Source organism: Roseburia sp. AF15-21, from assembly GCF_003479505.1.
GTDB classification, from domain to species: Bacteria; Bacillota; Clostridia; order Lachnospirales; family Lachnospiraceae; genus Roseburia_C; species Roseburia_C amylophila.
In genome coordinates, this window is the sequence record NZ_QUHG01000006.1 from 131,307 (window position 1) to 156,312 (window position 25,006).

General features: G+C 38.3%; 22 protein-coding genes, 4 tRNA genes and 2 pseudogenes. 7 read left to right on the forward strand and 21 right to left on the reverse strand.

The features are described from left to right. Positions 1-30: 30 nt before the first annotated feature. The 14 genes and pseudogenes from DWW33_RS10300 to DWW33_RS10365 all read right to left on the reverse strand — a co-directional run bounded on the left by DWW33_RS10300 (position 31) and on the right by DWW33_RS10365 (position 13,652). Positions 31-930 (reverse strand): Rpn family recombination-promoting nuclease/putative transposase, encoded by a 900-nt coding sequence (locus tag DWW33_RS10300; protein ID WP_118639439.1) that lies wholly within the window; start codon positions 928-930, stop codon positions 31-33. 357 nt (positions 931-1,287) lie between these two features. Further along, a complete protein-coding gene (locus DWW33_RS10305) occupies positions 1,288-1,725 on the reverse strand; it encodes a hypothetical protein (protein WP_117699244.1) in 438 nt (145 codons plus the stop codon). 9 nt (positions 1,726-1,734) lie between these two features. Further along, entirely contained in the window at positions 1,735-2,493 is a 759-nt protein-coding gene (locus DWW33_RS10310) for a putative ABC transporter permease (RefSeq protein WP_158577478.1), read from the reverse strand. Further along, positions 2,487-2,957, reverse strand: coding sequence for a phosphohydrolase (locus DWW33_RS10315; protein ID WP_117947259.1), 471 nt, complete (start codon positions 2,955-2,957; stop codon positions 2,487-2,489). The genes DWW33_RS10310 and DWW33_RS10315 overlap by 7 nt, the downstream gene beginning before the upstream one ends. A gap of 128 nt (positions 2,958-3,085) precedes the next feature. Further along, positions 3,086-3,334, reverse strand: a pseudogene (locus tag DWW33_RS10320) (Gfo/Idh/MocA family protein); the annotation flags it as partial. Between the two features lie 157 nt (positions 3,335-3,491). Then, positions 3,492-4,715: a hypothetical protein gene (locus DWW33_RS10325; RefSeq protein ID WP_118639441.1), complete on the reverse strand. Its 1,224-nt coding sequence runs from the start codon at positions 4,713-4,715 to the stop codon at positions 3,492-3,494. After that, positions 4,705-5,187, reverse strand: coding sequence for an RNA polymerase sigma factor (locus tag DWW33_RS10330; RefSeq protein ID WP_118639442.1), 483 nt, complete (start codon positions 5,185-5,187; stop codon positions 4,705-4,707). Before DWW33_RS10330 ends, DWW33_RS10325 begins: the two co-directional genes overlap by 11 nt. A 139-nt stretch (positions 5,188-5,326) precedes the next feature. Further along, on the reverse strand, positions 5,327-6,301 hold the full coding sequence (locus DWW33_RS10335; RefSeq protein ID WP_118639443.1) for a PfkB family carbohydrate kinase: 975 nt from the start codon (positions 6,299-6,301) through the stop codon (positions 5,327-5,329). A gap of 122 nt (positions 6,302-6,423) precedes the next feature. After that, positions 6,424-7,905 (reverse strand): glycoside hydrolase family 32 protein, encoded by a 1,482-nt coding sequence (locus tag DWW33_RS10340; protein ID WP_118639444.1) that lies wholly within the window; start codon positions 7,903-7,905, stop codon positions 6,424-6,426. 24 nt (positions 7,906-7,929) lie between these two features. Beyond that, the gene (locus tag DWW33_RS10345) at positions 7,930-9,036 is read right to left on the reverse strand and encodes a glycoside hydrolase family 172 protein (protein WP_118173683.1); all 1,107 of its coding nucleotides are present in this window, start codon (positions 9,034-9,036) and stop codon (positions 7,930-7,932) included. A gap of 20 nt (positions 9,037-9,056) precedes the next feature. After that, positions 9,057-9,884, reverse strand: coding sequence for a carbohydrate ABC transporter permease (locus DWW33_RS10350; RefSeq protein WP_118639445.1), 828 nt, complete (start codon positions 9,882-9,884; stop codon positions 9,057-9,059). After that, positions 9,881-10,813 carry a carbohydrate ABC transporter permease gene (locus DWW33_RS10355; protein WP_117842185.1) on the reverse strand — a complete coding sequence of 311 codons (933 nt, stop codon included), beginning with the start codon at positions 10,811-10,813 and terminating at the stop codon, positions 9,881-9,883. Before DWW33_RS10355 ends, DWW33_RS10350 begins: the two co-directional genes overlap by 4 nt. Before the next feature lie 87 nt (positions 10,814-10,900). Then, entirely contained in the window at positions 10,901-12,190 is a 1,290-nt protein-coding gene (locus tag DWW33_RS10360; RefSeq protein WP_118639446.1) for an ABC transporter substrate-binding protein, read from the reverse strand. A gap of 1 nt (position 12,191) precedes the next feature. After that, positions 12,192-13,652: a glycoside hydrolase family 32 protein gene (locus DWW33_RS10365; RefSeq protein ID WP_118639447.1), complete on the reverse strand. Its 1,461-nt coding sequence runs from the start codon at positions 13,650-13,652 to the stop codon at positions 12,192-12,194. Positions 13,653-13,798: 146 nt separating this feature from the next. Between DWW33_RS10365 and DWW33_RS10370 the strand changes: the two genes are divergently transcribed. Beyond that, a complete protein-coding gene (locus DWW33_RS10370; protein ID WP_242986301.1) occupies positions 13,799-14,962 on the forward strand; it encodes a substrate-binding domain-containing protein in 1,164 nt (387 codons plus the stop codon). Positions 14,963-14,988: 26 nt separating this feature from the next. Further along, positions 14,989-15,627, forward strand: a complete 639-nt coding sequence (locus DWW33_RS10375) for a YesL family protein (RefSeq protein WP_118639448.1) — start codon at positions 14,989-14,991, stop codon at positions 15,625-15,627. Positions 15,628-15,629: 2 nt separating this feature from the next. Here DWW33_RS10375 and DWW33_RS10380 read toward each other — a convergent pair. Then, a tRNA-Cys gene (locus DWW33_RS10380) sits at positions 15,630-15,700 on the reverse strand. Between the two features lie 189 nt (positions 15,701-15,889). On the opposite strand from DWW33_RS10380, the gene DWW33_RS10385 reads away from it, so the two are divergent. Continuing rightward, a complete protein-coding gene (locus DWW33_RS10385; RefSeq protein ID WP_118639449.1) occupies positions 15,890-16,444 on the forward strand; it encodes a hypothetical protein in 555 nt (184 codons plus the stop codon). 76 nt (positions 16,445-16,520) lie between these two features. Here DWW33_RS10385 and DWW33_RS10390 read toward each other — a convergent pair whose 3' ends face one another. The 3 genes from DWW33_RS10390 to DWW33_RS10400 are packed head-to-tail and all read right to left on the reverse strand — an operon-like array spanning position 16,521 to position 20,186. Next, positions 16,521-17,903: an NCS2 family permease gene (locus DWW33_RS10390; protein WP_118173679.1), complete on the reverse strand. Its 1,383-nt coding sequence runs from the start codon at positions 17,901-17,903 to the stop codon at positions 16,521-16,523. A 26-nt stretch (positions 17,904-17,929) separates the two neighbouring features. Beyond that, complete coding sequence (locus DWW33_RS10395; protein ID WP_118639450.1) at positions 17,930-19,636, reverse strand: adenine deaminase C-terminal domain-containing protein; 1,707 nt, start codon at positions 19,634-19,636, stop codon at positions 17,930-17,932. Then, on the reverse strand, positions 19,620-20,186 hold the full coding sequence (locus DWW33_RS10400; protein WP_118639451.1) for a phosphoribosyltransferase family protein: 567 nt from the start codon (positions 20,184-20,186) through the stop codon (positions 19,620-19,622). Before DWW33_RS10400 ends, DWW33_RS10395 begins: the two co-directional genes overlap by 17 nt. 776 nt (positions 20,187-20,962) lie before the next feature. Between DWW33_RS10400 and DWW33_RS10405 the strand changes: the two genes are divergently transcribed. Beyond that, a complete protein-coding gene (locus DWW33_RS10405) occupies positions 20,963-21,841 on the forward strand; it encodes a LysR family transcriptional regulator (protein ID WP_117842179.1) in 879 nt (292 codons plus the stop codon). A gap of 137 nt (positions 21,842-21,978) precedes the next feature. On the opposite strand, the gene DWW33_RS10410 is transcribed toward DWW33_RS10405, so the two are convergent. Then, positions 21,979-22,049: transfer RNA gene (locus DWW33_RS10410), tRNA-Cys, on the reverse strand. 69 nt (positions 22,050-22,118) lie between these two features. Then, a tRNA-Glu gene (locus DWW33_RS10415) sits at positions 22,119-22,190 on the reverse strand. A gap of 246 nt (positions 22,191-22,436) precedes the next feature. On the opposite strand from DWW33_RS10415, the gene DWW33_RS10420 reads away from it, so the two are divergent. The 3 genes and pseudogenes from DWW33_RS10420 to DWW33_RS16325 all read left to right on the forward strand — a co-directional run. Then, on the forward strand, positions 22,437-23,330 hold the full coding sequence (locus tag DWW33_RS10420) for an ABC transporter ATP-binding protein (protein WP_118639452.1): 894 nt from the start codon (positions 22,437-22,439) through the stop codon (positions 23,328-23,330). Between the two features lies 1 nt (position 23,331). Beyond that, entirely contained in the window at positions 23,332-24,126 is a 795-nt protein-coding gene (locus tag DWW33_RS10425; RefSeq protein ID WP_118639453.1) for an ABC transporter permease, read from the forward strand. Positions 24,127-24,408: 282 nt separating this feature from the next. Further along, a pseudogene (locus tag DWW33_RS16325) lies at positions 24,409-24,579 on the forward strand (IS91 family transposase); the annotation flags it as partial. A gap of 211 nt (positions 24,580-24,790) precedes the next feature. On the opposite strand, the gene DWW33_RS10440 reads toward DWW33_RS16325, so the two are convergent. Further along, positions 24,791-24,863, reverse strand: a tRNA-Asn gene (locus tag DWW33_RS10440). Between the last annotated feature and the right edge of the window lie 143 nt (positions 24,864-25,006).

Below are 25,006 nucleotides of genomic sequence, written 5' to 3' on the forward strand. Positions count from 1 at the left end.
ACCCGCTATTTCTTTCTAAATCTTATCGCTTTATAAATCCAAAGTCTTTCCATACTTTTCTAATACCTGTTTTGCCTGCTCTTCCGTTATCTGTAATTCTTCCTGCAGCAATGCCAGGATTTCGGCATCTGATTTTCCAAATTTACTACCGAGCTTTATGATTTCTACTTCTTTTCCCTCCTGCAAGCCTTCTTCTAAACCAGCTTTCTTACCTTCTTCCAGTCCGGCTTTTCTTCCTTCTGCTTCGCCTTGTTTTCGAATCCGCTCTTCTCTCTCAAAACTCTTCATATATGCAAGACCTACCTCTCCATCCTGCTTAACTGCCGTTACCATCCGATGTAACTTTTTCAAGTTTTCAGATGGAGCATTCTCTATGGATGAATGCTCCATGTAATGCAGTAGCTGTTTTAATTCCTCCGGCGGGTTTCCTTCCCTTCCCCTTGTATACAAGAATATCGTCTGTGCGCCATCCTCATATTCTAATTCCGGTACTTCGATACATCCATTTTTGATTGTATACACCATACGATTCAGTCCAAAAGGATCATAAGTTGTAATAAAGATTACGATGACATTCCGAAGACTCCCATAGGTATCCCCTGCTGTCAGATTTCCTGCGTCAATCTTCGCATGGTAAAAACGGACTCTTCGGGGCAGTGATACGATTTCTTCTTTTCCATCATTCTGGTCTGGTTCTATATCAAAGATTTCTCCGTTCTCTTCATCCAGATATACATCCAGCCGAATGCCGTGAGTCTCTGTATTCTCTCCACAGAAGAAGCGCTGCGGCACTACTGTAAGCTTTCCTATCTGCCGGTGCAGAATGCATTCCAAAATGTACCTCGCCGACTGTTCCCCGTAAATTTTGTGGCTGGTCAGGCTGTTTACCAGAAAGTCATCCACCAGATTCAGTTCTTCTAAAGTTTTCATGTTTCCTCCTTTTCCCATAGTGCAAGGAAAAGCAGGATGATATACTTGGCTTTTCGTAAGAACGAATTTTCATATCGTTCAAACTTATTTGTCAGGTACTGTTATCATAATCTCATTTCCGATTCTGAAATTCCACCTATCCAATGCACTATGCGTTCGTAAATTGTAATTAGAATTTAAAAGCATAGAATTCATTGAATTGATACCAGAAATTTAGATTGGCTTTCGCCACTCGAAAATCAGAATATATGCTTTGTGTTGATTGTAACAAATGCCCTTGAAGAAAACAAGTAAAATATTTATAAAATAAACTGCCTCTCCATCCCACTTTACTGCCATTACCATCCGGTGTAACTTTTATCCATTATTTTGGGGTTTATCAGACACTAAAACGATACTAACTATTGCAAGTATAATTAACACATGCAGTATAATATGATATAAATCCGGAACATATCTTCCAGAAATGTTTACTACCTGAATACAATCCTTAAAATATTTTATCTTATTTTCTACATTTCCCATAAATCCATTTCCAAAGATTGTATACCACTCGTGGCTTAAAAATTGTGTTATAAACCACATGGAAAGCCATATCAAATGAATATATTTACCGATTTTTCCTGCAAAAACAAATAACAAAAATGTAACTACAGGAATAACCATAAACATCCATTCATCCCTGAATGCTCCCTCTACCAAATATTTGCTGCCAATTTTAACTCCTGTCATAGCAAGAAAATACCAGATTAATAGTATAACATTTGCTATTATCGCATATTTCTTTTTATCCATTCTTTTCTTCTACCCCCGGAACCGGTCTTTCACTTTCTCCACATATTGAACGCACAATTCTTTCCGTTCTTCCACAAAACTGCTGCAACGCTCCTTCTTCTCTTCGAAGTAAATTTTACAGTACTCCTTCTGCTCCCCTGCCATATAAAGGTAACATTCTTTCCGGTCCCGCATCTGCCGTGCCAGCTTTTCCATTCTTGCACGGACGGTTTCCATATGTACGGTCGTATAAACCACATCAACTACAAAGAGAATATATAGGAAAAGTACCACTCTGGTGAGCACCAGCTCCGGAATTGCTGCGGTAAGCTGCATGATTACCGGATGAACGAAGCGGAGCAGTATCACGTTTCCGATTCCAAATATGATGCAGCCATAAAGACAGATTCTCCCGTTCAGATTATATCTGTATCTGGTATAATCCCACCAACGTTTGTGGAACATACGCTCCATCGCATAAGAAGTAATATACTCTACTACGCCGGAGGTAAACATGGCTGCCACAAAGATTGCCGGCACATTTCCAATCCAGCCGATGAGCCAGTAATTAAGCACTGCTCCCACTCCATAAATCGGAATCCACGGACCTCTTAAGTAGCCACGGTTGATAAATTTATGATATTTTATCTGGGAGCAAATGGCAGATTCATAAAGCCATCCTGCTGCACTGTAAATCACAAACCACAGGAAATAAATTCTGCCGGCTACCAGAAAATGCAGGAACACATTTCCGCATGTGCCCATAAATTCTCTTACCTGTACTAACATACTTCCTCCCTGCATCTGCGCTGTAAGGTCTCTCTGGTAGAACATCTCTTGTCAATCCAGCAGACAATCCAGCTTTCCAAGTATTTCGGCGGCACCAGCGTCAGCGGAAACATATGCTTCTTGATAATGTCATGCTCTATCGGAGTTAATTCCACATCCATGCTGGCATTCCGCAGTGCTACACCCGGATGGAAAAATCCATGCAGATGATGCGGCGTCAGCTGGTTATGCCAGTCATATAAGAAATAATCGTGAAGCAATGCACCCCGGATCAGCTGCTCCATTTCTACCTGAAGCTGATGTTCTTTTGCAAAAAGGTAACTTTCATATGCCACCTGAACGCAATGCTCGTATACCGTGGTGGTTCCATGCTGGATATGCTCCCTGGACTGCAAAATTCTGGTTTCTGCCTCAACCTGCTTTAATATATTCATGAAATAAGTATCTTTACTATAAGCTTCCATTTTCTTTAACTTCCTTACCTCTCATCTTATTCCATCTTAATCAATATCATGTGTCACGTCAATGCCCGGATTCTTACGATTTCCTTAACCTGTAACCATGAGTGTTTTTTATGAATGCCTAAAAGCTATAAAAACACCTTTTCACAGCTTATCATTGCCCGCTTTGGCTGCTTAGAATGCATGGAAAGCGCAACTGTTGCCATCTGGTCTGAATCATTTTTTAATAAGATGGTTGCCTGCTCGTCTGAACCAGTTGGTGATACCTTTCTCTGGCTCACGACCTCTTCCGGCTTTTTATCCATGAAGCTTCTTACAATAGAAAGTGCATATACGCCAATGTCAAGCATTGCCCCGCCTGCAAGATTCATATTAAAAAAACTTCATCTATGGAATCATAGACCTTTGCAATGCTCTCACTTTTGCCATAATCTTATCATAAGAAAATGCATTTTAAAAGAGGCTGCCACAGCCGGATTTTTAGGGAAAAATCTATCCGGTGTAACAACCTCTTTTTATGTCATATCTTTACTAAATTTACTTTATCAAATCGACGCAGTCCGGTTTGATCTGATACAATGCTTCTGTAAGACTTCCATCTTCATTGCGGAAAACAACGGAAATCCGAAGTGTGGAAGCATCTTCTTTTCCATCGTTTCCTGACATGGTAATCGCATTGACGCTAAAATATTCATCCTCTGCAAGCCAGTTGGAAACTTCGCCGCTTCCGCCATTTGCAACATAATCTTCTTTTTCAATATACTGTGTTCCAAAATCCACCCAGCCATTTTCGTCCGGCATAGCAGTAAATACCGGGTAATCTTTTACGATTTCAAAATAATCCGATAAATTATCTGCTGTAATGCCATCCACGAAATCTCTGACCTGCTGATTCATATAGCCTGCTGCAGCTTCACTTTCTGTTCCGGTGATTATGCTAACTTCTGCTCTGCCGGCAGTTCCTTCCGTATCTGCTGCCTCAGCTCCTACCGCAGCTTCTTCAAGCTTCTTAAGGTACTCCTCCGCTGCCGCCGGGTCTGCCTTAGTGGTATCTAATGGCAGGGTGAAAAGTGCAATTGTGCCAGCATAGTCTTCCACTTTACGGTAAGAGCCACTTTCATTGTCCATTCGAAATGCAGCCGTTTCGCTCCCGAAGCTGTCCACAATTCCCAACTGTACGCCACGGTCTGCAAATATTTCCAAATCATCGCATTCTATCAACTCATAAAGAACGCCGTCTTTACAGAACCAGGTAAGTGTCTCATCCATGGTTGCTGCATTGGCATCCAAAAAAGACACACCATTGATTAACGGTGCCACAAAAAAATTGCGGTCTTCCATATCCGTTCCGTCACTTTTTGCAATGGCAATGGCTGCATAGGTATGTGATTTGCTGACATTTTCCCGAGTTTCCTGTGGTACACAAAGCTCTAATTTTTCTCCGGACACCAGTCCTAATAAGGTAATATCATAGCCATTGCTCTGCTGTGTCTCATTGACGCTTACCGCATCCTCTCCGGCAAATGCCCGGCTCAATGCTCCATTGTCCGCTACTTCATCTGCAATCTGTGACGGACTTAGGAAATGATACGCTGCATAGGCACTGCTGCCACCTAACAACAATATGGCGCAGGCACTTGCTGCGATTAATTTACGTGTTGGATGAAATTTTCTATTATGATTCATATTGACCTCCAAAGAAATATGTCCGGAGGCATGCAAAGAAGAAAAAGCCTGTTTATATCTTTCTTTATCTGTCATTTTCCCATTCCTCCTTTAATACATTTCTGAGCAGTCTGCGACCACGCGTCAACCTGACCTTCACGTTGCTTTCTGTCACATTCATAATCTTCGCGATTTCCCGGATGGTGTAATCCTCATAATAAAATAAATGTATGACGATTCGATACTTCTCTGGAAGCTTCATGACTTCTGTAAACAGTGTCTGGGCTTCTAGTGTCTCAAATGTCAGTGTCTCCATATATTCTTCTAACGGCACACCCTTCTGCCGCCAGAAAGAAAGATATATATTCTTTGCTTTATTGATTGCCACCCGAATGAGCCATGCTCTGATATGCTGCTCATTTTCAAATTGTCTGTTGATTGTATGATATTGAAGAAAAGTATCCTGCACCACATCATCGGCATCTGCTGCATTTTTACAGACATTGAATGCCGCTGCAAATAAATGGTCTTTGTACTTTTCCACCAATACCTCAGTTGCTATTCTCATGAGTGATCCCTCATATTTCTTTTCTGTTTAAAAGGCCTTTCACTATATATACAAGTGGGGATGGGAAAAGGTTACAAAAAAAGAGCTGACCGACCCAACCTCTGACTGTGCCACAGCTCTTTTTATTGTCCAAATCTTTTTATAAATATAACATATTCCTTTGAAGAAGTTCTTCTATTTCACTCTTTTTTGGTATTGCACGGATAACACCTTTTCTGGTTGTCACTATAGCTGCCGCTGCATTTGCCAGCTTTAAAAGTTCCTCCAACTGCTTTTCTGTCAAATTATTAAAATCATGTTCCAGAAGATAATTCAGCACACTTCCCATAAACGTATCTCCTGCACCTGTTGTCTCGATTGTCTTTACAGAAAATCCACTACATTCCACACGCATTCCCTTATAATAAGCGCGGCTTCCTTCTTTTCCCATTGTTAAGAGAATGAGTGGTATCTGATATTTTTCCTGAAGGCATCTGATTCCCTCATCATAATCTTCTTTTCCAGTAACAAACTGAATCTCATTATCAGAGATTTTCAATATATCACATTGACTAAATCCATAATTCATCTGTTCTTTGGCTAATTCTAATGAACTCCACAAAGGTTCCCTTAAATTTGGATCAAATGAAATGAGTGCTCCACTCTCCTTTGCCGCTTTAACCGCTTTCTTTGTTGCAGCTCTTACACTATCCTGTGTCATAGATAACGTTCCAAAATGGAAAATTTTTGCCTGGGAAATAAATGTTGTATTAATTTCATCTTCTGTCAGCATCATATCAGCACCCGGATTACGATAAAAAGAGAACTCACGGTCACCATCCGGAAATGTATGTACAAATGCAAGTGTTGTATTTACAGTACTGTCTGTAAAAAGATTGGAGGTATCAATTCCAATATCATTTAACGTATTTCGAAGCAATTTTCCAAACTGGTCTTTTCCAACTTTGCCAATAAATGCTGTTTTCTTTCCCATTTCATTTAACATTGCCAGAACATTACATGGCGCTCCACCAGGGCATGCTTCAAACAAATCATTCCCCTGTTCACTCTGTCCATTCATCGTAAAATCAATTAATAATTCTCCCAATGCAATAACATCAAAGCTCTTTTTCATATTACGATTCCTCCTATATTTCTTCCTTTTGTTTTTATAGAAATGAAACCAGTTCTTTTCCGAACTGGTTTATCATTTCCTTTTCTTCTATATCATCATACCATGAAATGAAATTCATTTTTTCACGGTTCAATTCCATACACTTCTACATTTTCCAGCACAACACTGCCTTCTACTGCCTGAAAATATATTTTATTTTGTTCATTTCCCGCAAATACATTCATAGAATGATTATTTTGATAATTATCAGTAAATAATTCTAAGGAACTTTGATCAGATAAAATATGAGCATCTAATACATCTTTTTCTTTTAAAAAGAGTATACTGTGTGATATCCCTTTACTCCATCCATCTGCCTTATTACGATTTACTTTTAATTCTCCATTCTTCAAATCAAATATACAAACTGTTTGATTTATTTCATCGCATCTTAATTTTACAAGTAATTGCTGTGCATTGCTCGCTCGTAAATTTATATTAAATTTCAGCTCAAATGCTATCCCATCATCTGATTTTAACTCTTGTTGCGAATCACAAATCACCAACTTGTCCTGAACATATTTACCAGTTTTTTTTCTATATTTTTTTAACTCCCGTATCGGAACAAAACTCAATCTTCCACTTTTGGTCATATTAACTTCGCGCGGAAAATTAAAGAATCCACACCAGTCTTCCCTGTAAGTCGGTCCCCAGTCTTTAAAAAACGGCATCCATTCCCATTCATTTGCCCATGCAACCATAATTCTTCTTCCATCAGGTGCCTGAAATGATTGTGGTGCATAATAATCAAAACCCCAATCAATTTCTCCTGAAACATCATAATCAAACCTGCCGGTATCATAATCAAACGAACCGGTTAAATACACACAAGTCCTCTCTCCTGCATCAATAGGTGAAAAAGTTAAAACATACCGGTTTCCTATACGAAAGAAATCAGGACATTCCCACATGGTTCCCCATTCTCCCCTGCTTTCTGCTAATACATTTATAAATGTCCAATGTATCAAATCTTCTGAGCGATACAATAACGCCTGTCCTTTTTGATTTTTTGAAGCTCCGCATACCATATAATAGCTGTCTTCGTGTTTCCATACCTTGGGATCCCGGAAGGAATCTGGCGAAATCCCTTCCGGTGCTGTTAAAACTGGATTTTTTTCATATTTTTCAAAATGAATACCATCTTCACTATAAGCAACACACTGTGTCTGGACAAATCCATTTCCATGATTCGTTGCTGCTGTGTATATTAAATATAGCTTTCCGTCAAATTCAATTGCACTTCCGGAAAAACATCCACCCTTCAAATGATCTTCATAAGATTCACTTGGTGCTAATGCAACCGGAAGATACTCCCAATGAATCAAATCATCACTGACAGCATGTCCCCAGTGCATATTTTCCCAAAAACTCTGATATGGATTATACTGATAGAAAAAATGATACTTTCCTTTGAAATATATCAATCCATTAGGATCATTAATCCATCCCGTTTCTGCCATAAAGTGGTATTTCTGCCTCATTTTTCCCTGTGAAACTTTTTCTTTATTCTGATTAATTACTATTTGTGCCCGTTCAATTTCCTGAAGCATTTTTTCCTTTGACATCAATTGACCTTTCTGCTCCCTTTTCTATCTTGGCCATCTTTTTTCTTTCTCAGGAAGCTTTGAAAAAACATTATGTGGTTCCTTCTGATACCAGTATGCAACACTTGACAAATCATCCTGACGTTCAAATAAACCTTTATGTCCAACACCAATCTGTTGCACAGTAACCTTAAGCTCCTCATCAAAAAACACCGGATCCATGACATGCCAGCGATAAAAACCGCGCATCGGCGGACAATCATCATTATGATATAAATTATTTACCAGATCATCATGCCTTGAATAAAATGGATATCCAAGAAAAGGAGTTGTATATGTCTGTTCTATCGTTTTTCCGTCCTCATGTCTGGCAAAACTCCAGGAACCTCCAAAATAATCTTCCATTCCGGTTCCACAGATTGTTGGATATTGTTCATCTCCATCAATATAAAACTTTACTTCTCCTTCACCCCACCAATATCTTTGAAGTGTAGACAATGCTATATATGTACCGATATAATGACCACTACCTTTTATTCCATCTGCAATAACATAATCTTTTCCCAGCTCGGTAAGAGCTTCTCTTCTCCAGCTTGCGTGAAAATATTCCGTTTCTTCTGGCAGATAATTGTATAAATTATAATCAATCTGATAAAAAAAAGCCGGAATTGCATTTGCATGCTGATTTTCTAATGTAATAACTGCTCTCTTTTTAAATGGCATCTGAATATAAGAATTTAACCCTCTGGATGGAACAACTGTTATAAGACTGGAATTAATATAACACTCTTTTCCAAATCCACAACAGAAAAAATCCCCTAACGGTGCTTCTACTGATGGATTTTCCTCACCATCCCAATACATTCTGAGAACCAGGTCTCTAAGAACAAAGCAATCTCCTTCTGATGTTTTATTATCCGTTGTTATCCATATATGATGAATAATTCCCGGACCATCTATTTCTCCTAAAACAACCGTCTCTCCCGGCTGGATATCATTCAAACACGGACTGCCTTTTCTTGATTTTCCGAGAACGCTGGCTGCCATACCTCCCTTTCCCTTTTCTCCTGTCCTGTTTTCAGCATTAATCGCCCTGCTTTTTCCATGTGTCAGATAGGGAAGCATTGCTGCTGTTCCTGGCAGCATAATCATATTTTTATCCATTTTATACCTTATCCTTTCGTTGCACCCATAGTCATTCCAGCTGTTACCCATTTATTTAATGCAAAATAGATTACCAATGGAGGAAGAATTGAAATTGCTATTGCAGCAAAGGTTGAACCCCAGTCCACATTTCCAAATGCTCCGACATAATCTTTTAATCCCATTGCCACTGTCTTGGCTGAAGTATCACTAATAAATGTATTTGCAAAAATAAAGTCATTCCAAATCAGAATACTATACATGGAAGCAATTGTAATAACGGTATTTCTTGCTAATGGGAACACAATCTGAATAAACGTCCGAAACGGTGAACACCCATCAACAACCGCTGCCTCTATCAATTCATTCGGAACAAATTCGTAAAAACTTACAAACATCATAACTGATAAAGGTAATGCAAATCCTACCTGTGGTAATATTAAAGAAAAACTTGTATTTAAAATACCTAGTTTACTATAAAAAATAAATAATGGTATTAATGTAATCTGTACTGGAACCATAATTCCAAATGTAAAGAAAGAATAAATTGTTTTTGTTCCTCTTACTTTAAATTTTGACAATGCATATCCTGCAGTAGAACTTAATACTACAATCAGAATCAGCGAAATAACGGTCACCTTTAAACTATTCCACATATACATACCGATTTTACCATCTGATAAAACCTTAGAAAAATTTTCCAGCGTAATACTCTTTGGAAATGCAAATGGAGCTGCTGACAACTCTACGGTTGGTTTCACACTTGCAACAAACAACCATATGACCGGATATATCTGAATGATTAAGAAGAGAATAATCAATACTGCAAATATTATTTTTATTATTTTTTTCTTCAATGATTTCCCCTCCTATTCCTTCTGATGCGTTCTTTTTCAATTCTTTTTTCTTCTTTTTGTTCCTTTGAAGTAAAAATTTTTCTTAAAATATAAACAACTAAAATACTTTCAATAATAATAAACACCGCTAAAGTACTGCCATAACCATACTGGTTACTTGAAAACGCCTTTTTATACATATATGTAGACATTAATTCGCTGGCATTTCCCGGTCCACCACTTGTCAATAAAAATGGAATATCAAATCCTCTTAATGCGCCTGTCAGACACATCGTCAAAGTCAGAAGTATAATATCTTTTATCAATGGCATTTTAATTTTAAATAATATCTGCATTTCAGAAGCGCCATCTATTTTGGCAGCTTCATATACAGAAGGATCTAATGAAACCAGCGCAGCATAAAATATAACCATATACATTCCAGTAAATCTCCATCCTTCCGGTATGGATACAGCTGGTAATACAGTACTTACTTTCGCAAGCCAGGACGTTACCATTCCACCTAAACCTACTTTTTGTAATATCTGATTCAATAATCCCATAGGCTCTGTTGAGTACATACTTCTAAAAAGCTGTGTGATAGCAACTGTTGTAATAATACATGGTACATAATACAACGTTTTAACCAGTGTCACATGCTTTGTCATATATGTCAGCAATATTGCAAAAAACAGTCCAATTAATAATTGCATGGAAACTACAATAACAAGGTAAATCAGATTGTTAAAAAATGCCTTATAAAAAACTTCGTCGTGAAACATAGTCACATAATTTTCCAATCCGACAAACTGCTTTTTTCCTATTCCTCCCCATTTCATAAAACTTAATCGAATAGACTCTTCTATTGGATAAAATACTGCCAAAATATAGAACAATAATCCTGGAAGTAAAAATGCCAGAAAGGCCTTTTTGTTTCTTATAACGCCCATTATAACTCCTTCCTTTTCATTTATATAAATCTGTTACGAGATATGTATTACCAATCATGATAATACATATCTCGATATGTCATTTACTTATTTTGTATATTCTGCAATAGAATCATCTACCAGTTTACAAAAATCGTCTACTGATAAATCACCGGATGCCAGCAATAATAAATTATCCTGCATAACGGTATTGGTATTGGAATCAAGGTATGTATCCCAAGGCTTCAGGAAGTTTTCACCTGTAGACTGCATATCTTCCTGAATTTTCAGATAAAGATCTGAGTATTCAACATCATCCGGTAAATCGGTTTTAATTGGAGACATCTGCTGTTTTCCAGCATATAATTTACCATAATTATCAATTACATATAAGATAAAATCTTTTGTTTTTTCATCAAATGTTTCTGCATTAAATGCCATACCAATTCCAGAATTTATACAAAATTCATTTGGCTGTGTTTTTGCACCTTCAATAGTAGGAAGATAAAAATAATCAATTTTACCCTGCTCATATGCATCCTGCATAGCGCCGATTTCCCAGTCACCAATATAATACATTGCAGATTTTCCATCTAAAAACATTGATTGTGCTGTTGCATAGTCTGTTGCAGCAAATCCATCATTAAAATACTGACCCATTTCTTTCATAAATTCTGCTGCTTCTCTTCCGGTTTCACTGTCCATTTTCTCTTTTCCATCTCTTAAATTAATGATAAAATCATTTCCGGTTTCTCTAAATGGAAGCATTGCTAAGTATCTCTGTACCGGCCATCTGTCAACACCATCTACCGAAATCGGTGTAATTCCATTATCTTTTAAGGTTTTACATACATTCAGCCACTCATCCATGGTAGTTGGTGGTGTCAGATTATACTGTTCAAAAATTTCTTTGTTATACCATGTCATTTCCACATGATATTCTAATGGTAAAGTATACATGGAACCATCTGTAAATTCCTGATATTTTAATGCAATCGGATAGAAATCATCATATCTGTCATTATCTTTTAAAAATTGTTTTACATCTACTAACATTCCTGCATCTACCAGCTCCTGACAATATGGATCGGCATCAATATCAATTATATCCGGCATATTGCCTCCGGCAATTAATGTCTTTAATTTCTGTAAATAGGAAGGTCTGTCCGCTGTTGTTTCAAATTCAATTTTCCACTTTCCGCCTTTTTCTTTACTGTACTGATCTGCAATTTCATGCATTACCTGATCTATTTCACCATCCACAGGTCTTGATGTCATCCACGTAACAGTTACCACATCATCATCATTTTTTGCTTCTTTTTTTGTAGAACCACAGCCTGCAATCAACCCTGTTACCATTGTTGCTAACAATAAAATACTCATCATTCTCTTTTTCATTTTAATCCCTCTCTTTTCTTGTTTTTATCACAAAATTGTTTAATTCTACTTCTCCCTGTACCACATAAACACCGGCATAGCCACCTTTGTGATCATACATTCTGGTAGATAATACAATTTCATCATTAATATACACAATACAGATATCATCTTCTCTTATTATCAGTAAATGATATTCATCTGCATCCGGAAGCCTTCTGGATGTTTCTATCTGGTATGGTACATCACCTTTTATCTGCCATTGATAGATGCCCTTTTCTGAACGTGGCCACATATCCCATGCTACTTCCTTTTTCCGTTGATTCATTCTTAAAAAATAACCCTTTTCCATTTCAGAATCAACATGTAACGCTATTCCGAATTCATGTCCCCGCTTCACACAGACATCCATTTCAATTGAAAAACAATCTTCCGGAATTTCATAGACACCGGAGCCTAAGGTATCACTTATTACATGAATTCCTTTTTCTGTCTTTATTATCCGGCTATTATAGCCTGCTGCTGGTTTCATATCCTGTACTTCATCATAGAACTCTTTCACACCTGGAATAACCCGGACTTTTAATGTTCCATCTTCCGGATTCTGAATCAATTCATGGAACACCATTGTTCCACCCCATTCCCATGGTCCAAAATCTTTATTTCCATATTTGCTTGCAATCCATCCAAATGCAAATCTTCGCTGTCCATCTGATGCGGTTTTGATTGCATAATCTGATCTGGTGTCAAAGACATCATCTTCAGGAATTTCCCATGGTCCGTTTGGACTTTTTGAAATTCTATAATGTGTAGTAAATTGATCCGAAAAAGTGGAGAAAACCAGATACCAGTAATTTCCCATCTTGAAAATTTCAGGACATTCCATGGTGATATACATGCCAGGGGCATAAAACGGTTTTTCATAGATCCATTGTTTCAAATCCTTTGACTTACACAGTGCAATACAGCCTCCCCGTAATTCACCTCCTCCTTTGATTCTTGAAGCCAGAAGCATGTCATAACATTCATCTTCTTCGTTCCAGTATACAAATGGATCCCGCCAGTCAAATTCTTCATATTGCTTTCCATCAGAAACAAACAAAAATTCTTCTACTGTATTAAGATGTTCTAAATCTGTTCCTACTGCCTGCATTACAGACTGTACACTTTTTCCGTTAATTTTTATATCTTCATTATACGCAGTAAAAAATGCATGATAAAGATTTTCTTTGTCTTTTATTACGGAACCAGTGTAAGCATTCTTATTTGGCTTGTCATCTCCTCCTCTCTTGATTGCTTCCCCTTTGTATTCCACATTTACAAAGTCTTTTGTTGTTACAAGATGCCAGGTAGTTTCTTCTGCATACTCCTTGTCTCTGATTCTTGGATCATGCAGATAATAACCATAAAAAGTTCCATTTTCATAATACGGTATTAAGTCTCCAACCCATGCATCTTTTGGTCTGTACAATAATTTTTTCATATGCACCTCTCTTTGCACTATTTGCATGTTTTTTATCGTTCTTTTTATGCTCAAATTTTAGCATATGCACCATTTATTTTCAACAGACCTTTCTCTATTTTATCTTTTTCTATCTTTTTTACATAATAAAACCCGTTGTTTTATACATGTTATACATCTTTTCATTGTTATTTTGTGCATTTCGTGCATTTTCATTTTTTGCACATTTTCTTCTTCCTTTATTCTTAATAAAGTGTTACAATAAATCTGGAGGTGGTAGTATGAAATGCACAATTAAACAATTAGCCGAAGAATTAAACTTATCCAGAAATACTGTTGCTAAAGCTTTAAAAAACAGTAATGAAGTTTCTTCGAAAACAAAGCAGCTGGTTTTAAATAAAGCCAGAGAACTGAATTACAATAACATAAACAAAGAACTTTTTTCCGAATCGGGAGATGTTACTTCTCCATCTAATGTGAATAATGGTTCTATCCTGTTTCTTACCAAAACCTATGCACCAGACTCTGAATTCTGGGCTGCGGTTTTAACAGGTATTGAATCCATCTTATCTAATGCACATTATCATCTTGTAATTGGAATCATGTCTGAAAGTGATTTGAAAAAAATGGATTTTCCTACTGCATTAAATGATCCTTCCATTAAAGGTATTATTCTTGTGGAAATTTGTGATGGGGCTATCTGCAATGCATTGTTACAATATAATCTTCCAATTATTACTGTTGATTTACCAAAGGATTATAATCCTGCTTTAGATATGATAGATATTGTTACTATGGAAAACAAAAGAAATATTCACCGGATTGTAAATCATTTAATTTCCAAGGGTGCCGAGCGTTTTGCCTTTGTTGGAGATATTTATTCCGCAAATGTAGGACGAGGTTTTCAGGAACGTTTTGATGCATTACAAGAATGTCTTTCTGATAATCACCTGGAACTAGACCGGAAACATTGCTTATTAACAGAAACTTCTGATGAATTTCAGGACTTTCAAATAGTCGTTAAAAAATTACAAAAGATGGCTTCTGTCCCGGATGTATTTATTTGCGGGAATGACCGTACAGCAATCCAATTAATATATGCTCTTCAATTTTTGGGTTATCAGATTCCAAAAGATGTAAGTGTAGTAGGATTTGATGGTATTCCTGCTTCTGAAAGGATTACGCCTTCTCTCACTACAATACAGACTCCAAAAAAATACCTTGGTATTGCTGCAGCCCGCCAGATGTTAGAGCGGATACAATACCCAAACTCTCCTCATTCATATATGGAATATGAAACAAAACTTATTATCCGGGATTCCACAATATAGAATTAATTTTGAAAGGATATTATACTATGGAAAACTTCTTTTCACTTGATGGTAAATTTTTTCGATTTATCAACAAATTTACCAGTTTAATTGCTTTAAATTTTTTATTCATTATTACATCCCTTCCTATCATTACAATCGGGGTATCCTTTTACGCCCTTTATCAAACAAATTTAAAACTTTCACAAAATACAGAATCCTATATTGCAAGAACTTATTTTTTCTTTTGGAGAAAAAATTTAAAGCAAAATATTCTTCTTTGGCTACCTGTAATGATTTTATTTATATTTTGTCTGATTAACTTATACATTTTACCTTTTATGCCAGAAACCTTTTTCAGGTCTCTCACTCTCTGTATACAATTTCTTATTTTGTTGTTATTGCAGGGATTTCTTATTTATGCATTTTCTCTTCCGGAGCAATACAGAACTACTTTAAAACATACCGTAAAAAATGCAGTTATATTGACTTTTAAATATCTTCCAGCCACTTTTTTATGTATTTGCATAAATGCATTACCAGTTTCTATTTCCTTATTATTACCAAAAATAACCGGATATGTGTTAGCAGCTTTTATTATAATAGGCTTTTCCGGGATTTCATTTCTGCATACTTTCATATTACAGTTACTATTAAAAAAAGAGAACCTCTTCGGTTCTCTTTAAAAAGGCGTCTGCCGGATTTGAACCGGCGATAAGGGTGTTGCAGACCCGTGCCTTACCACTTGGCTAAGACGCCGCATATTTAATTGTGTCAATTCACACTCATATAGTTTACCAAAGCCGTGCGAATCCGTCAAGAGAGAATTCACAGATTTCTACCTGCTTTTTACACAATTCCATGCAAATTTATTTGCTTTTTTTACATAAGAACAGTATACTTATAATGTTATAAAATATTAAACCATTTTTAGGAGGAACAAATATAATGGAAAAAGGTAAGTTAGGAATCAGATTATCATTTTATGCAGTAGCCGCATTTATCCTTGCATTCTTAGGATACAGCACTGTTCTTGCATTACTGACTGGTTTCGTTCTCATCGTGGAGAAAAATGAATGGGCTTCCCGTCAGGTAATTCAGGCATTTTTCTTATGTATCTTTGCAGATATTGTAAATGGTATTTTAAACATTTTCGATTTCTTATACCAGATACCTCTTATGGGTTCTGTATGGGGAACAGCAATTTCTGTCATCGATGGTATTGTAAGCCTTGTAGTTCTGATTTTCTGTATCATGGCTCTTGTAAACACAGCCAAAGGAAACGAAGCAAACGTTCCTGGATTAAACGGACTTGCAAACTGGGCTTACGGCATTGTAGCTCCAAAGGTAAATCAGGCACAGCAGGCTTATTATGGACAGCAGCAGTTCAACGGACAGCAGCAGTTCAACGGACAGTCACAGCAGTTCAATGGTCAGCAGCAGTTCAATGGTCAGCAGCAGTATCAGCAGCCAGAACAGCAGAATCCAAATCAGCCACAGTAGAATTATTACATAGCGAAAAAATTTAAGCGCAGAGCATTCATTGCCCTGCGCTTTTCTTATGCAGTTCTTCAAAAGATTATAAGGAAATCATCAGATAACGGATAACAAAGAGTGCGGATAATACTACTGTGATAATATTTAACTCCTTGAACTTTCCGGTAAAGATTTTAATTAATGTATAAGCAATCAATCCAACGGCAATTCCGTTTGCGATGGAGTAGGTAAGCGGCATCATGATTAATGCCAAGTATGCCGGAATTGCTTCAGATACATCATCAAATTCCATATCTTTGATGGCACTTAACAAAAGACCACCTACGAAGATTAATGCCGGTGCTGTTGCACAGGATGGGATGATGCTTACAAACGGAGCAAAGATGATTGCTGCTAAGAACATGATTGCTGTAAATACAGAAGTCAGTCCGGTTCTTCCTCCTACACTGATTCCGGAGATACATTCACCATAAGTGGTAACGGTGGAAGTACCAAATATAGAACCGCCAACCGTTGCAATTGCATCACAGAGAAGGCTCTTCTTTGCATTTGGAATATTTCCATCTTCATCTAACATATTTGCGGATTTTGCAGTTCCGATTAATGTTCCGATCGTATCAAACATGTCAACCATGGAGAAGGTGATAATCAGCATGATTAAAGTTAAAATTGCCTGTCCTACCGAGCTTCCCATAAATAATTCCCGGAAACCGCGGAAACATGCGAATAAGGAAACATCTGCAAAATCTTTTACCTGGGCACCAAAGTTAATCTGGAAGCCATCAAATACAGTATTTCCGGTGAAAATTCCAAGAATAGTTACTACAAAAATACTGATTAAAATAGAACCGGTTACTTTTTTCTTATAAAGAACGGTGGTAAGCACGATTCCAAAGAAGGCTAAAATTGCACCCCAGCAAGCCACCGGATTTTCAGAAAAAGTAGAAAAATCCACCAACGATACCATGGTGCTGTCATTTCCTACGATAAGACCTGCATCCTGGAAGCCGATAAATGCAAGGAACAATCCGATACCTACCGATATGGCAACTTTTATATTTTTGGGAATTGCCATTACAATTTTTTCCCGGAAGGAACATAAGGTAATCAGGATAAATAATGCACCGGAAATGAATACCATTGCCAGTGATGCTTCATAGGAATAACCCATGCCAAGCATTACGGTGTAAGTAAAAAATGCGTTCATTCCCATACCAGGTGCCTGGGCAAACGGCAATCTGGCAAGAACTCCCATTAAGAAGGTTCCTAAAAATGCAGACAGACAGGTGGCAAAAAATACGCCGTTGAATACCTTATCATACATATCGGTTCCTTCAAAAGGTGTGGCAAGCATTGCCGGATTTACCATGATGATGTAAGCCATGGTAACAAATGTTGTGATACCTGCAATAAACTCGATTTTTACGCTGGTACCATTTTCTTTCAGTTTGAAAAACTTTTCCATAATAAACGTCCTTTCTTTTGTTTTATCTAAACCAGTTCACAGACTGGAATAAATCGATTATTTATAATATCTAATAATCCCCGGTTGGTAATTGCCATCTCCGGAATGACGGCAAGGGAAATCTGAAGACTCATGGTGAGGATTGGATTCTTAAGGATACAGCCGTGTTTCCATAAATCAGCTAAAAGTCTATCTGTTTCCTCTACAAATGCCTCCATTGGCTTCTGGCTTAATATGCCAAGTACCGGAAGTCCTACAAACTGTTTTTCTTCTCCATCCCTTACATAAGAAAGACCACCCTGTTTTGCAATCACCTGATTAAATGCCAGCGTCATATCCGAAAGAGAAGTTCCAAATGCAATCAGATTCTGGGTATCCTGTCCTACCGAACCGGCAAATGCTCCCTGCAGTGCTCCTGCCTGGCTGATGATGCCGATTCCGATGGAACCATCTTTCCGGTAACGGTCTACTACTGCACAATACATTAAGTCATCCTCTAAAATGAGTGCACCGTTCTTTACCGGAAGCTTTCTCTCTTCGTGAATTGTCTCTAAGGTTCCGTCCACGATTTTTACAATATTGACTTTTACTTCGCCATCTATGCAGCCTTCCGGCAATGGAATCGTAAGTTCTCCTTCTTTTAAATCATCCCGCTTTATGGAATGGATCACTTCTTTCGGATAATCCATTCTTGGATAGGAAGTTTTTGCGATTTCTCCATTTACAATAACATCCTGCACCTTAAAGTCTGTTAAATCCTTCACAAGTATCATATCTGCACGATATCCCTCTGCAATGACACCTCTGTCTTTTAAGCCATAGGCTGCTGCCGGATAAATCGTTGCAAGCTTGATTGCCTGAAGCGGCTCCACACCTTCTTCCACAATCTGCGCCAGTGCATAGTTCATATGTCCATGCTCTGCCATATCTTTTGCTGTAATACAGCCATCGGTAGAAAGTAAAATATGGTCGCTGTCTCCTGCTTTATCTAAGAATTCTTTTGCACTTGCAGGCTCTTTTAAGGAGCCACGGCGGATAATGACATACATTCCTTTTCTGAATTTTTCTAACATTTCCTCCACCGTTACACTCTCATGGTCGGAGCTTACGCCTGCTGCAATATAGGTATCTAAGTCAGCTCCCAATACACCCGGCGCATGTCCGTCTATTTTTAAACCTTTTTCTTTTCCATAATCTAAGATTTCTTTTAAAGAAGCTTCCTTTGCAATGACCCGGTTATAATCCATGGCTTCTGCAATTCCATACATGCCATATTCTTCCACCATCACTTTGACATCGGAAAGCATCACCTGTCCATAACAGTCTTCATATCCCGGTGCTGACGGAACACAGGGAGATGCCATCCAGACCGGTGTAAGCTCTGTCTCCTTCATCTCTTCCATCAGATATTTTGCACCTTTATGTCCTAAGACATTTACTGCATCATGAGGGTCTAAGACTGCTGCTGTGGTTCCGTTTTGTATCAGTGCCTCTGCAAAAGATGCACTGCTTAACATGCTAAGCTCCACATGGGTATGGGCGTCAATTAATCCTGGTAAAGCCGTAAGTCCTTCGGCATTTATTATGGTAAGCTGCTCCTTTTCCTTTATCTCGCTGGTCGGAATAAGCTCTGCAATCTTTTCAAAATGGCCATTGGAAATATAAATATCTCCTGTTTTTATTTCATTTTTTTGTACGTCTACTATAGACGCATGCTTAATCAACAGGCTCATAGGATTCTTTTCCTTTCTGAAACAATGGTAGTTTCTGTAAAAATGTGATATCTGTCCGCTCTGCCGCTTTTCCCTCTGCCAGAATTGCAAGCCTGCTGCAAACCTCTCCTCCGGCTTTCTGCACCAGACGCTCTGCCGCAGCCAGGGATTCTCCTTTTGAAATCACATCATCCACAATTGCAACTTTCTTTCCCTTTAACTTCTCTGCATCCGTTTCATCCAGAAAAATGTCCTGATTTCCCTCTGTTGTAATGGAATGCACCGCATCCTGGATAAATGATTTCACATAGGACTTCACGCTTTTCCGGACTACCACAAATTCCTTCATATGAAGCTGCTTTGAAATTTCGTACGCCAGGGCAATTCCTTTTGCTTCAATAGTCAGGATAATTTCTGCTCCATTGGCAAATGCCGCCAGTTCCTTACCTGCTTTCTCAATCAGCTCTGTATCACTGATTACCACAAAACTTGCATACGCTGTTCCATCTGACAGTTTAACAAAAGGCAGTTCACGTTTCAGACCACATACTTCTAATTCATAATGTTCCATTTTATCTATATCCTCTTATCCATCATTATATATCCGCCGGAGAATGTTCTGTCCCCTTTGGATGTATTGTAACTATGAAAAACACGAAAGGTACAACACGTCCCCGTATTGCACCTTTGCTTTACATACATTTGCATTATAATAGAAATTGTTTTATAATAAAAATACTATTTTTACTTGGTTTCTATAATATTTTTATTATATTGTGTGGAGGAAGATTGAAAAAATATTTACTTCAATATAATTAGCCGGTTATGCAGGAAGATCATTTTATCTGATATGAAATGTCTGCAGTTCTTAGTTACATGTTTTTCTTGATTATAAACTGTCTTTCCATTGCTTTAAGAGGATAACTGCTCTGTCCGCCGAGTACGGATGCTGAATAATGTCTGCAAGGGGCACTAAGAATTTCGACCTATAACTGAATAAGCCTGGCAACCGGCGCAAATTCACATCCATGTTCATATGCGCCTCGCTGGCACTTCCCTGTGCCAGCCTTGCCGGATGCCAGACGAAATTTCAAGTGCCCCTAACAGCCCTTAAAATGCATCCGTACTTCGGCGAACCGGGCAGTTATCATGTCAAACATTGGAAAGACTGTTTTGATAACAGAAAGAAAAACATGTGCTTTAGAACTGCGGCATTTCATATCAAAAATAATCTTCCCTGCATACCCGGAACTATATTGGAAATCCTATATTTTTTACAATCCCCCCTACAAACCACATAAATTATATTTTCAAATGATTCCTACAAAACAAAAGAGGTATTTTATTATGACATTAGACTCCTACCGTAACTTTGTAACCATTGTAGATTGCGGCAGTATCGTAGCGGCTGCCAATAAGCTTCTGATTGCACAGCCTTCTTTGAGTAACCAGCTAAAAAATATTGAGAAAACCTATGGTGCGAAGCTTCTTCTCCGGGGAAACCGTTCTTTAGAGCTGACGGATGCAGGAAGAATCTTTTACAAACGTGCCAAAGAGATTTGCATGATGGAAGAGGGCTTACGAAATGAATTGCTGAATCAGAAAGCCGGCTTCTCTGAACTGTTGAAGATTTCGATTCCAGCCGGTAACTCTCCTTATTTTCTGCACAAATTTTTTGATGCCTTTATCGCAAAGCACCCGAAAGTAAATTATGACTTTTATGAGATTCCAAGCGAATTTGTTATTCCGAATGTCTTAAATGGAATTACAGAGATTGGGCTGATTCGCTCTGCCGCACCCGGACATGGTGCGCTTACACTTTATCCCTATGAAAGAGAGGATATTGTTGCACTGTTTCCAAAAGACCATCCCCTGGCTAAAATCAAAGGAAAGCTTTCTGTCCCGGACCTTGCCAACTACCCGCTGGCAATTCCTTTTGACTGTCTGGATATTGTTTATGCTTCTTTTGGACACTATCTTCTTTCGCCAAATGTTTCCATGATTACTTCTCCGAAAACCACTGCCATTGAATGGGCGCGTTCTTTTGGAAGTGTAGCCTTAGTCTCCCTGACGAAAGAGGACATACGTGAAATTAAGGATATGTGCATCAAATATATTTCCGATGAAAACCTCTATATTATGAGTGCTTTTATTATCAGCAAAGACCGGCACCTTTCGAAGATTGCGAAGGAATTTTTGCAGGTGCATGGTATTGAAGTTTCTTAAGGTGCTCGCCAACTACGAGAAACACGCTTTGCGAGTTTCTCGAGTTATCGCGGTGCTCGCCAAATCTGCATGCAAGCATGCGATTTTTCTCGCTACTCGCGTAAAAAAAGAGAATCTATAAAAGATTCTCCTGAAAGAGGCGACAACCAGATTCGAACTGGTGATAAGGGTGTTGCAGACCCGTGCCTTACCACTTGGCTATGTCGCCATATTCTGTTGTAACACTTCCAGTATATGCAGTGGCACATTTTTTATGCCTCATATTCTGTTTGTGTAGTGACTCCGACGGGAATCGAACCCGTGTTACCGCCGTGAAAGGGCGATGTCTTAACCGCTTGACCACGGAGCCAGATACGTTCCAACGACCGTCAGAACGTGTTTTAGTATACCATAGAGTAGTGGTGATGTAAAGCGTTTTTTAAGAATTATTCGTCATAATTTTGCTGGAGTAATTTTGCTCAAAATTTTGTCTCAAAATTATTCTCTTTAAGGGTACACTTCTTTTCCCCTTCTGTCCATCTTTTAAAATTTTCTTCTTGACATTACTGTCTTAGTGTATTATTGTAGTAATACAAATAAAGAAGGAGATATGTTTATGGAAACAATATTGCAAACAACGAATCTTTCCCGGCAATTCGGTAAGAAGATGGCTGTAAATAATGTAAATATGACCATTCACAAAGGTGATATTTACGGATTCATTGGAAAAAACGGTGCCGGCAAAACAACTTTCATGCGCCTTGTCTTAGGTACTGCTTTCCCTACCAAAGGAGAAATCAAATTATTTGGCGGCGAGCCTTTCGATAAAGCCAGACGCAAAATCGGTTCTTTAATCGAAGCGCCTGGACTTTATAAAAACTGTACCGCCTATGAAAACTTAAAGCAGTTTTCCTTAATTTACGGTGGCACCGATGCAGAGATTAAGGAAATCCTTTCTCTGGTTGGGCTTGCTGATACCGGCAATAAGAAAGCCGGCAAATTTTCCCTCGGAATGCGCCAGCGTCTTGGTATTGCCATTGCACTTCTCGGCAATCCGGAGTTCTTAGTCTTAGATGAGCCGGTAAACGGTCTTGATCCTGCCGGAATGAAGGAAGTCCGTGATTTAATTTTAATGCTGAATCATGAGAAAAATATTACAATTCTCATTTCCAGCCACTTATTAGATGAGCTGTCCAAAATCGTTACCAGATATGGAATTATCAACGACGGTATGCTGATTGAAGAAGTTACTGCTGCAGAATTAAATGAACGCTGCCAGCACAAACTGATTTTTACAGTAGATGATGTGCAGAAAACAGCCACTATTTTTGCAGAAACTATTCCGGCAGAACAGATTCGCATTGCCGGCAATCAGGTGATTCTCTCCTCACATCTTGAGGAAGCCGCTGAATTAAACAAACGTCTGGTTCAACAGGACGTTGCGGTAAATAGTTTCTGGGTGCATGCAGAAGGACTTGAACAATACTTTATGAAACGGATAGGTGGTTAATATGGGACAATTATTTAGATTTGAATTTCGAAAATTATTCCGTCAGAAGAGCTTTTACATCTGTGGCTGTGTGTTAATCGGATTAATTCTTCTGACCGCAGTAACATTAAATATGATTTACAGTTTATCACAGGGAAATATGGAAGCTGGCGGCGTAACCGTAAGTGCTTCTGATGATGGATTTCTTTATACTGGCATCTATATGCTGGTTGGTGCAGTATCTTCCAGCAACTTTACGATTGTACTGGCTGTATTTCTTTCCCTCTTTGTATGCAGCGACTACACCAATGGCACTTTAAAAAATATCATTGCAAGAGGCTACAGCCGCACCCGCATTTATGCGGTAAAATACATGGTATCCTTAGCTGCCACAACGGTTTATACCATTGTCTGCTGGCTTACCGGATTCCTTTCCGGCACTGCATTCTGGGAAGTTGGAAGCCTTTCCGGTACCACAGGAGATCTGGTTATAACCCTGCTTTTACAGCTTCTTGGTAACTTTGCATATACCTCCCTTTTCTTCCTGATTGCAGTTCTATTTAAGAAAACAGGCGGTTCCATTGCAGTCGGTATCATCGGTCCACTGGTTTTATCCATGATAATCTCACTGGCAGACACCCTGACCCACAAGAAATCCTTTGATTTTGCCGACTACTGGCTGGATAACTGTATGGTTGAGACTGCAACAGACCTTATGGCTTCAAATATGATTACCCGCTGTCTCATTTGCTTCCTTATCTATGCGGTACTGTTCTATGTAATCAGTATCTTCGTAGGAAGACGCAATGAAGTGTAACTATATGAAAAACTCTTTATGAGTTATTCACCATAAGAACTTGCTACCGGCAGCTTCTTACGGATGCTGAGCAGCATAAAAAACTCCCGCAGATATGTCATGATATCATGAGCAAAATCAGTTCATCATATCATGATGTTATCTGTGGGCGTTTTTTTGTGCTATTTTTTAACGCTATTCTTCAGTGATACTTATAGTGCTATTTCTTAACGTTACTTCTAATGCTGCTTTTTAACGCCATTTCTTACACCTACGACAATTTCCATTTTTCATTTGCCCTGTAAGCTTGTTGCCTGTGTTCACCGTCATTATGTTTTCACTATCCCGGAAGAGCTACGTGCTTATTTTCTCAAAGACAGATCTCTCTTAGATTGCTTATTCCATTCTGTCCGCGATGTTGTCCTTCGTATTTTTTCTAAAATGAATAAAACGGAAAACTTCACTCCATTCTTCTCTCTTTCGGATACGACCCTCTCTGTTATTCCGAATGTGGTACTTCTATGTTGGTTTTAGAAGTTTACCACAAAAAAACTGCACTATTTACCATTCGCTTTTTTGTTATGTTATTTTTTATTTCTAGTTCATTATACATTATTTCTGACGATTTAAGGAATTTCCTATAAATTAAAAAACTCGATAGCAAAATCTGCTATCGAGCAATCAGCTCCCCGAGTAGGACTCGAACCTACGACAGCGCGGTTAACAGCCGCGTGCTCTACCAACTGAGCTATCGAGGATTATTAAGTTAAAGAATGACGTTCGCCTGAAATCAGGTAACGTCATTGTTAAAGGTACATACCTTCAAAACTTCATACAGATTGTTTCCGAGTTGCTTTGGTCAAGCCCTCGACCGATTAGTAACAGTCAGCTCCACACGTTA

Coding starts and splice junctions, on each gene's coding strand:
- DWW33_RS10345 (WP_118173683.1), bottom strand. CDS start 9,036: ATGATTATGCTGCCAGGAACAGCAGCAATGCTTCCCTATCTGACACAT.
- DWW33_RS10375 (WP_118639448.1), top strand. CDS start 14,989: ATGGAAAACTTCTTTTCACTTGATGGTAAATTTTTTCGATTTATCAAC.
- DWW33_RS10395 (WP_118639450.1), bottom strand. CDS start 19,636: ATGAGCCTGTTGATTAAGCATGCGTCTATAGTAGACGTACAAAAAAAT.
- DWW33_RS10405 (WP_117842179.1), top strand. CDS start 20,963: ATGACATTAGACTCCTACCGTAACTTTGTAACCATTGTAGATTGCGGC.
- DWW33_RS10420 (WP_118639452.1), top strand. CDS start 22,437: ATGGAAACAATATTGCAAACAACGAATCTTTCCCGGCAATTCGGTAAG.
- DWW33_RS10360 (WP_118639446.1), bottom strand. CDS start 12,190: ATGAAAAAGAGAATGATGAGTATTTTATTGTTAGCAACAATGGTAACA.
- DWW33_RS10400 (WP_118639451.1), bottom strand. CDS start 20,186: ATGGAACATTATGAATTAGAAGTATGTGGTCTGAAACGTGAACTGCCT.
- DWW33_RS10355 (WP_117842185.1), bottom strand. CDS start 10,813: ATGGGCGTTATAAGAAACAAAAAGGCCTTTCTGGCATTTTTACTTCCA.
- DWW33_RS10330 (WP_118639442.1), bottom strand. CDS start 5,187: ATGAGAATAGCAACTGAGGTATTGGTGGAAAAGTACAAAGACCATTTA.
- DWW33_RS10340 (WP_118639444.1), bottom strand. CDS start 7,905: ATGTCAAAGGAAAAAATGCTTCAGGAAATTGAACGGGCACAAATAGTA.
- DWW33_RS10385 (WP_118639449.1), top strand. CDS start 15,890: ATGGAAAAAGGTAAGTTAGGAATCAGATTATCATTTTATGCAGTAGCC.
- DWW33_RS10310 (WP_158577478.1), bottom strand. CDS start 2,493: ATGTTAGTACAGGTAAGAGAATTTATGGGCACATGCGGAAATGTGTTC.
- DWW33_RS10365 (WP_118639447.1), bottom strand. CDS start 13,652: ATGAAAAAATTATTGTACAGACCAAAAGATGCATGGGTTGGAGACTTA.
- DWW33_RS10335 (WP_118639443.1), bottom strand. CDS start 6,301: ATGAAAAAGAGCTTTGATGTTATTGCATTGGGAGAATTATTAATTGAT.
- DWW33_RS10390 (WP_118173679.1), bottom strand. CDS start 17,903: ATGGAAAAGTTTTTCAAACTGAAAGAAAATGGTACCAGCGTAAAAATC.
- DWW33_RS10305 (WP_117699244.1), bottom strand. CDS start 1,725: ATGGATAAAAAGAAATATGCGATAATAGCAAATGTTATACTATTAATC.
- DWW33_RS10370 (WP_242986301.1), top strand. CDS start 13,799: ATGTTATACATCTTTTCATTGTTATTTTGTGCATTTCGTGCATTTTCA.
- DWW33_RS10300 (WP_118639439.1), bottom strand. CDS start 930: ATGAAAACTTTAGAAGAACTGAATCTGGTGGATGACTTTCTGGTAAAC.
- DWW33_RS10315 (WP_117947259.1), bottom strand. CDS start 2,957: ATGGAAGCTTATAGTAAAGATACTTATTTCATGAATATATTAAAGCAG.
- DWW33_RS10325 (WP_118639441.1), bottom strand. CDS start 4,715: ATGACAGATAAAGAAAGATATAAACAGGCTTTTTCTTCTTTGCATGCC.
- DWW33_RS10425 (WP_118639453.1), top strand. CDS start 23,332: ATGGGACAATTATTTAGATTTGAATTTCGAAAATTATTCCGTCAGAAG.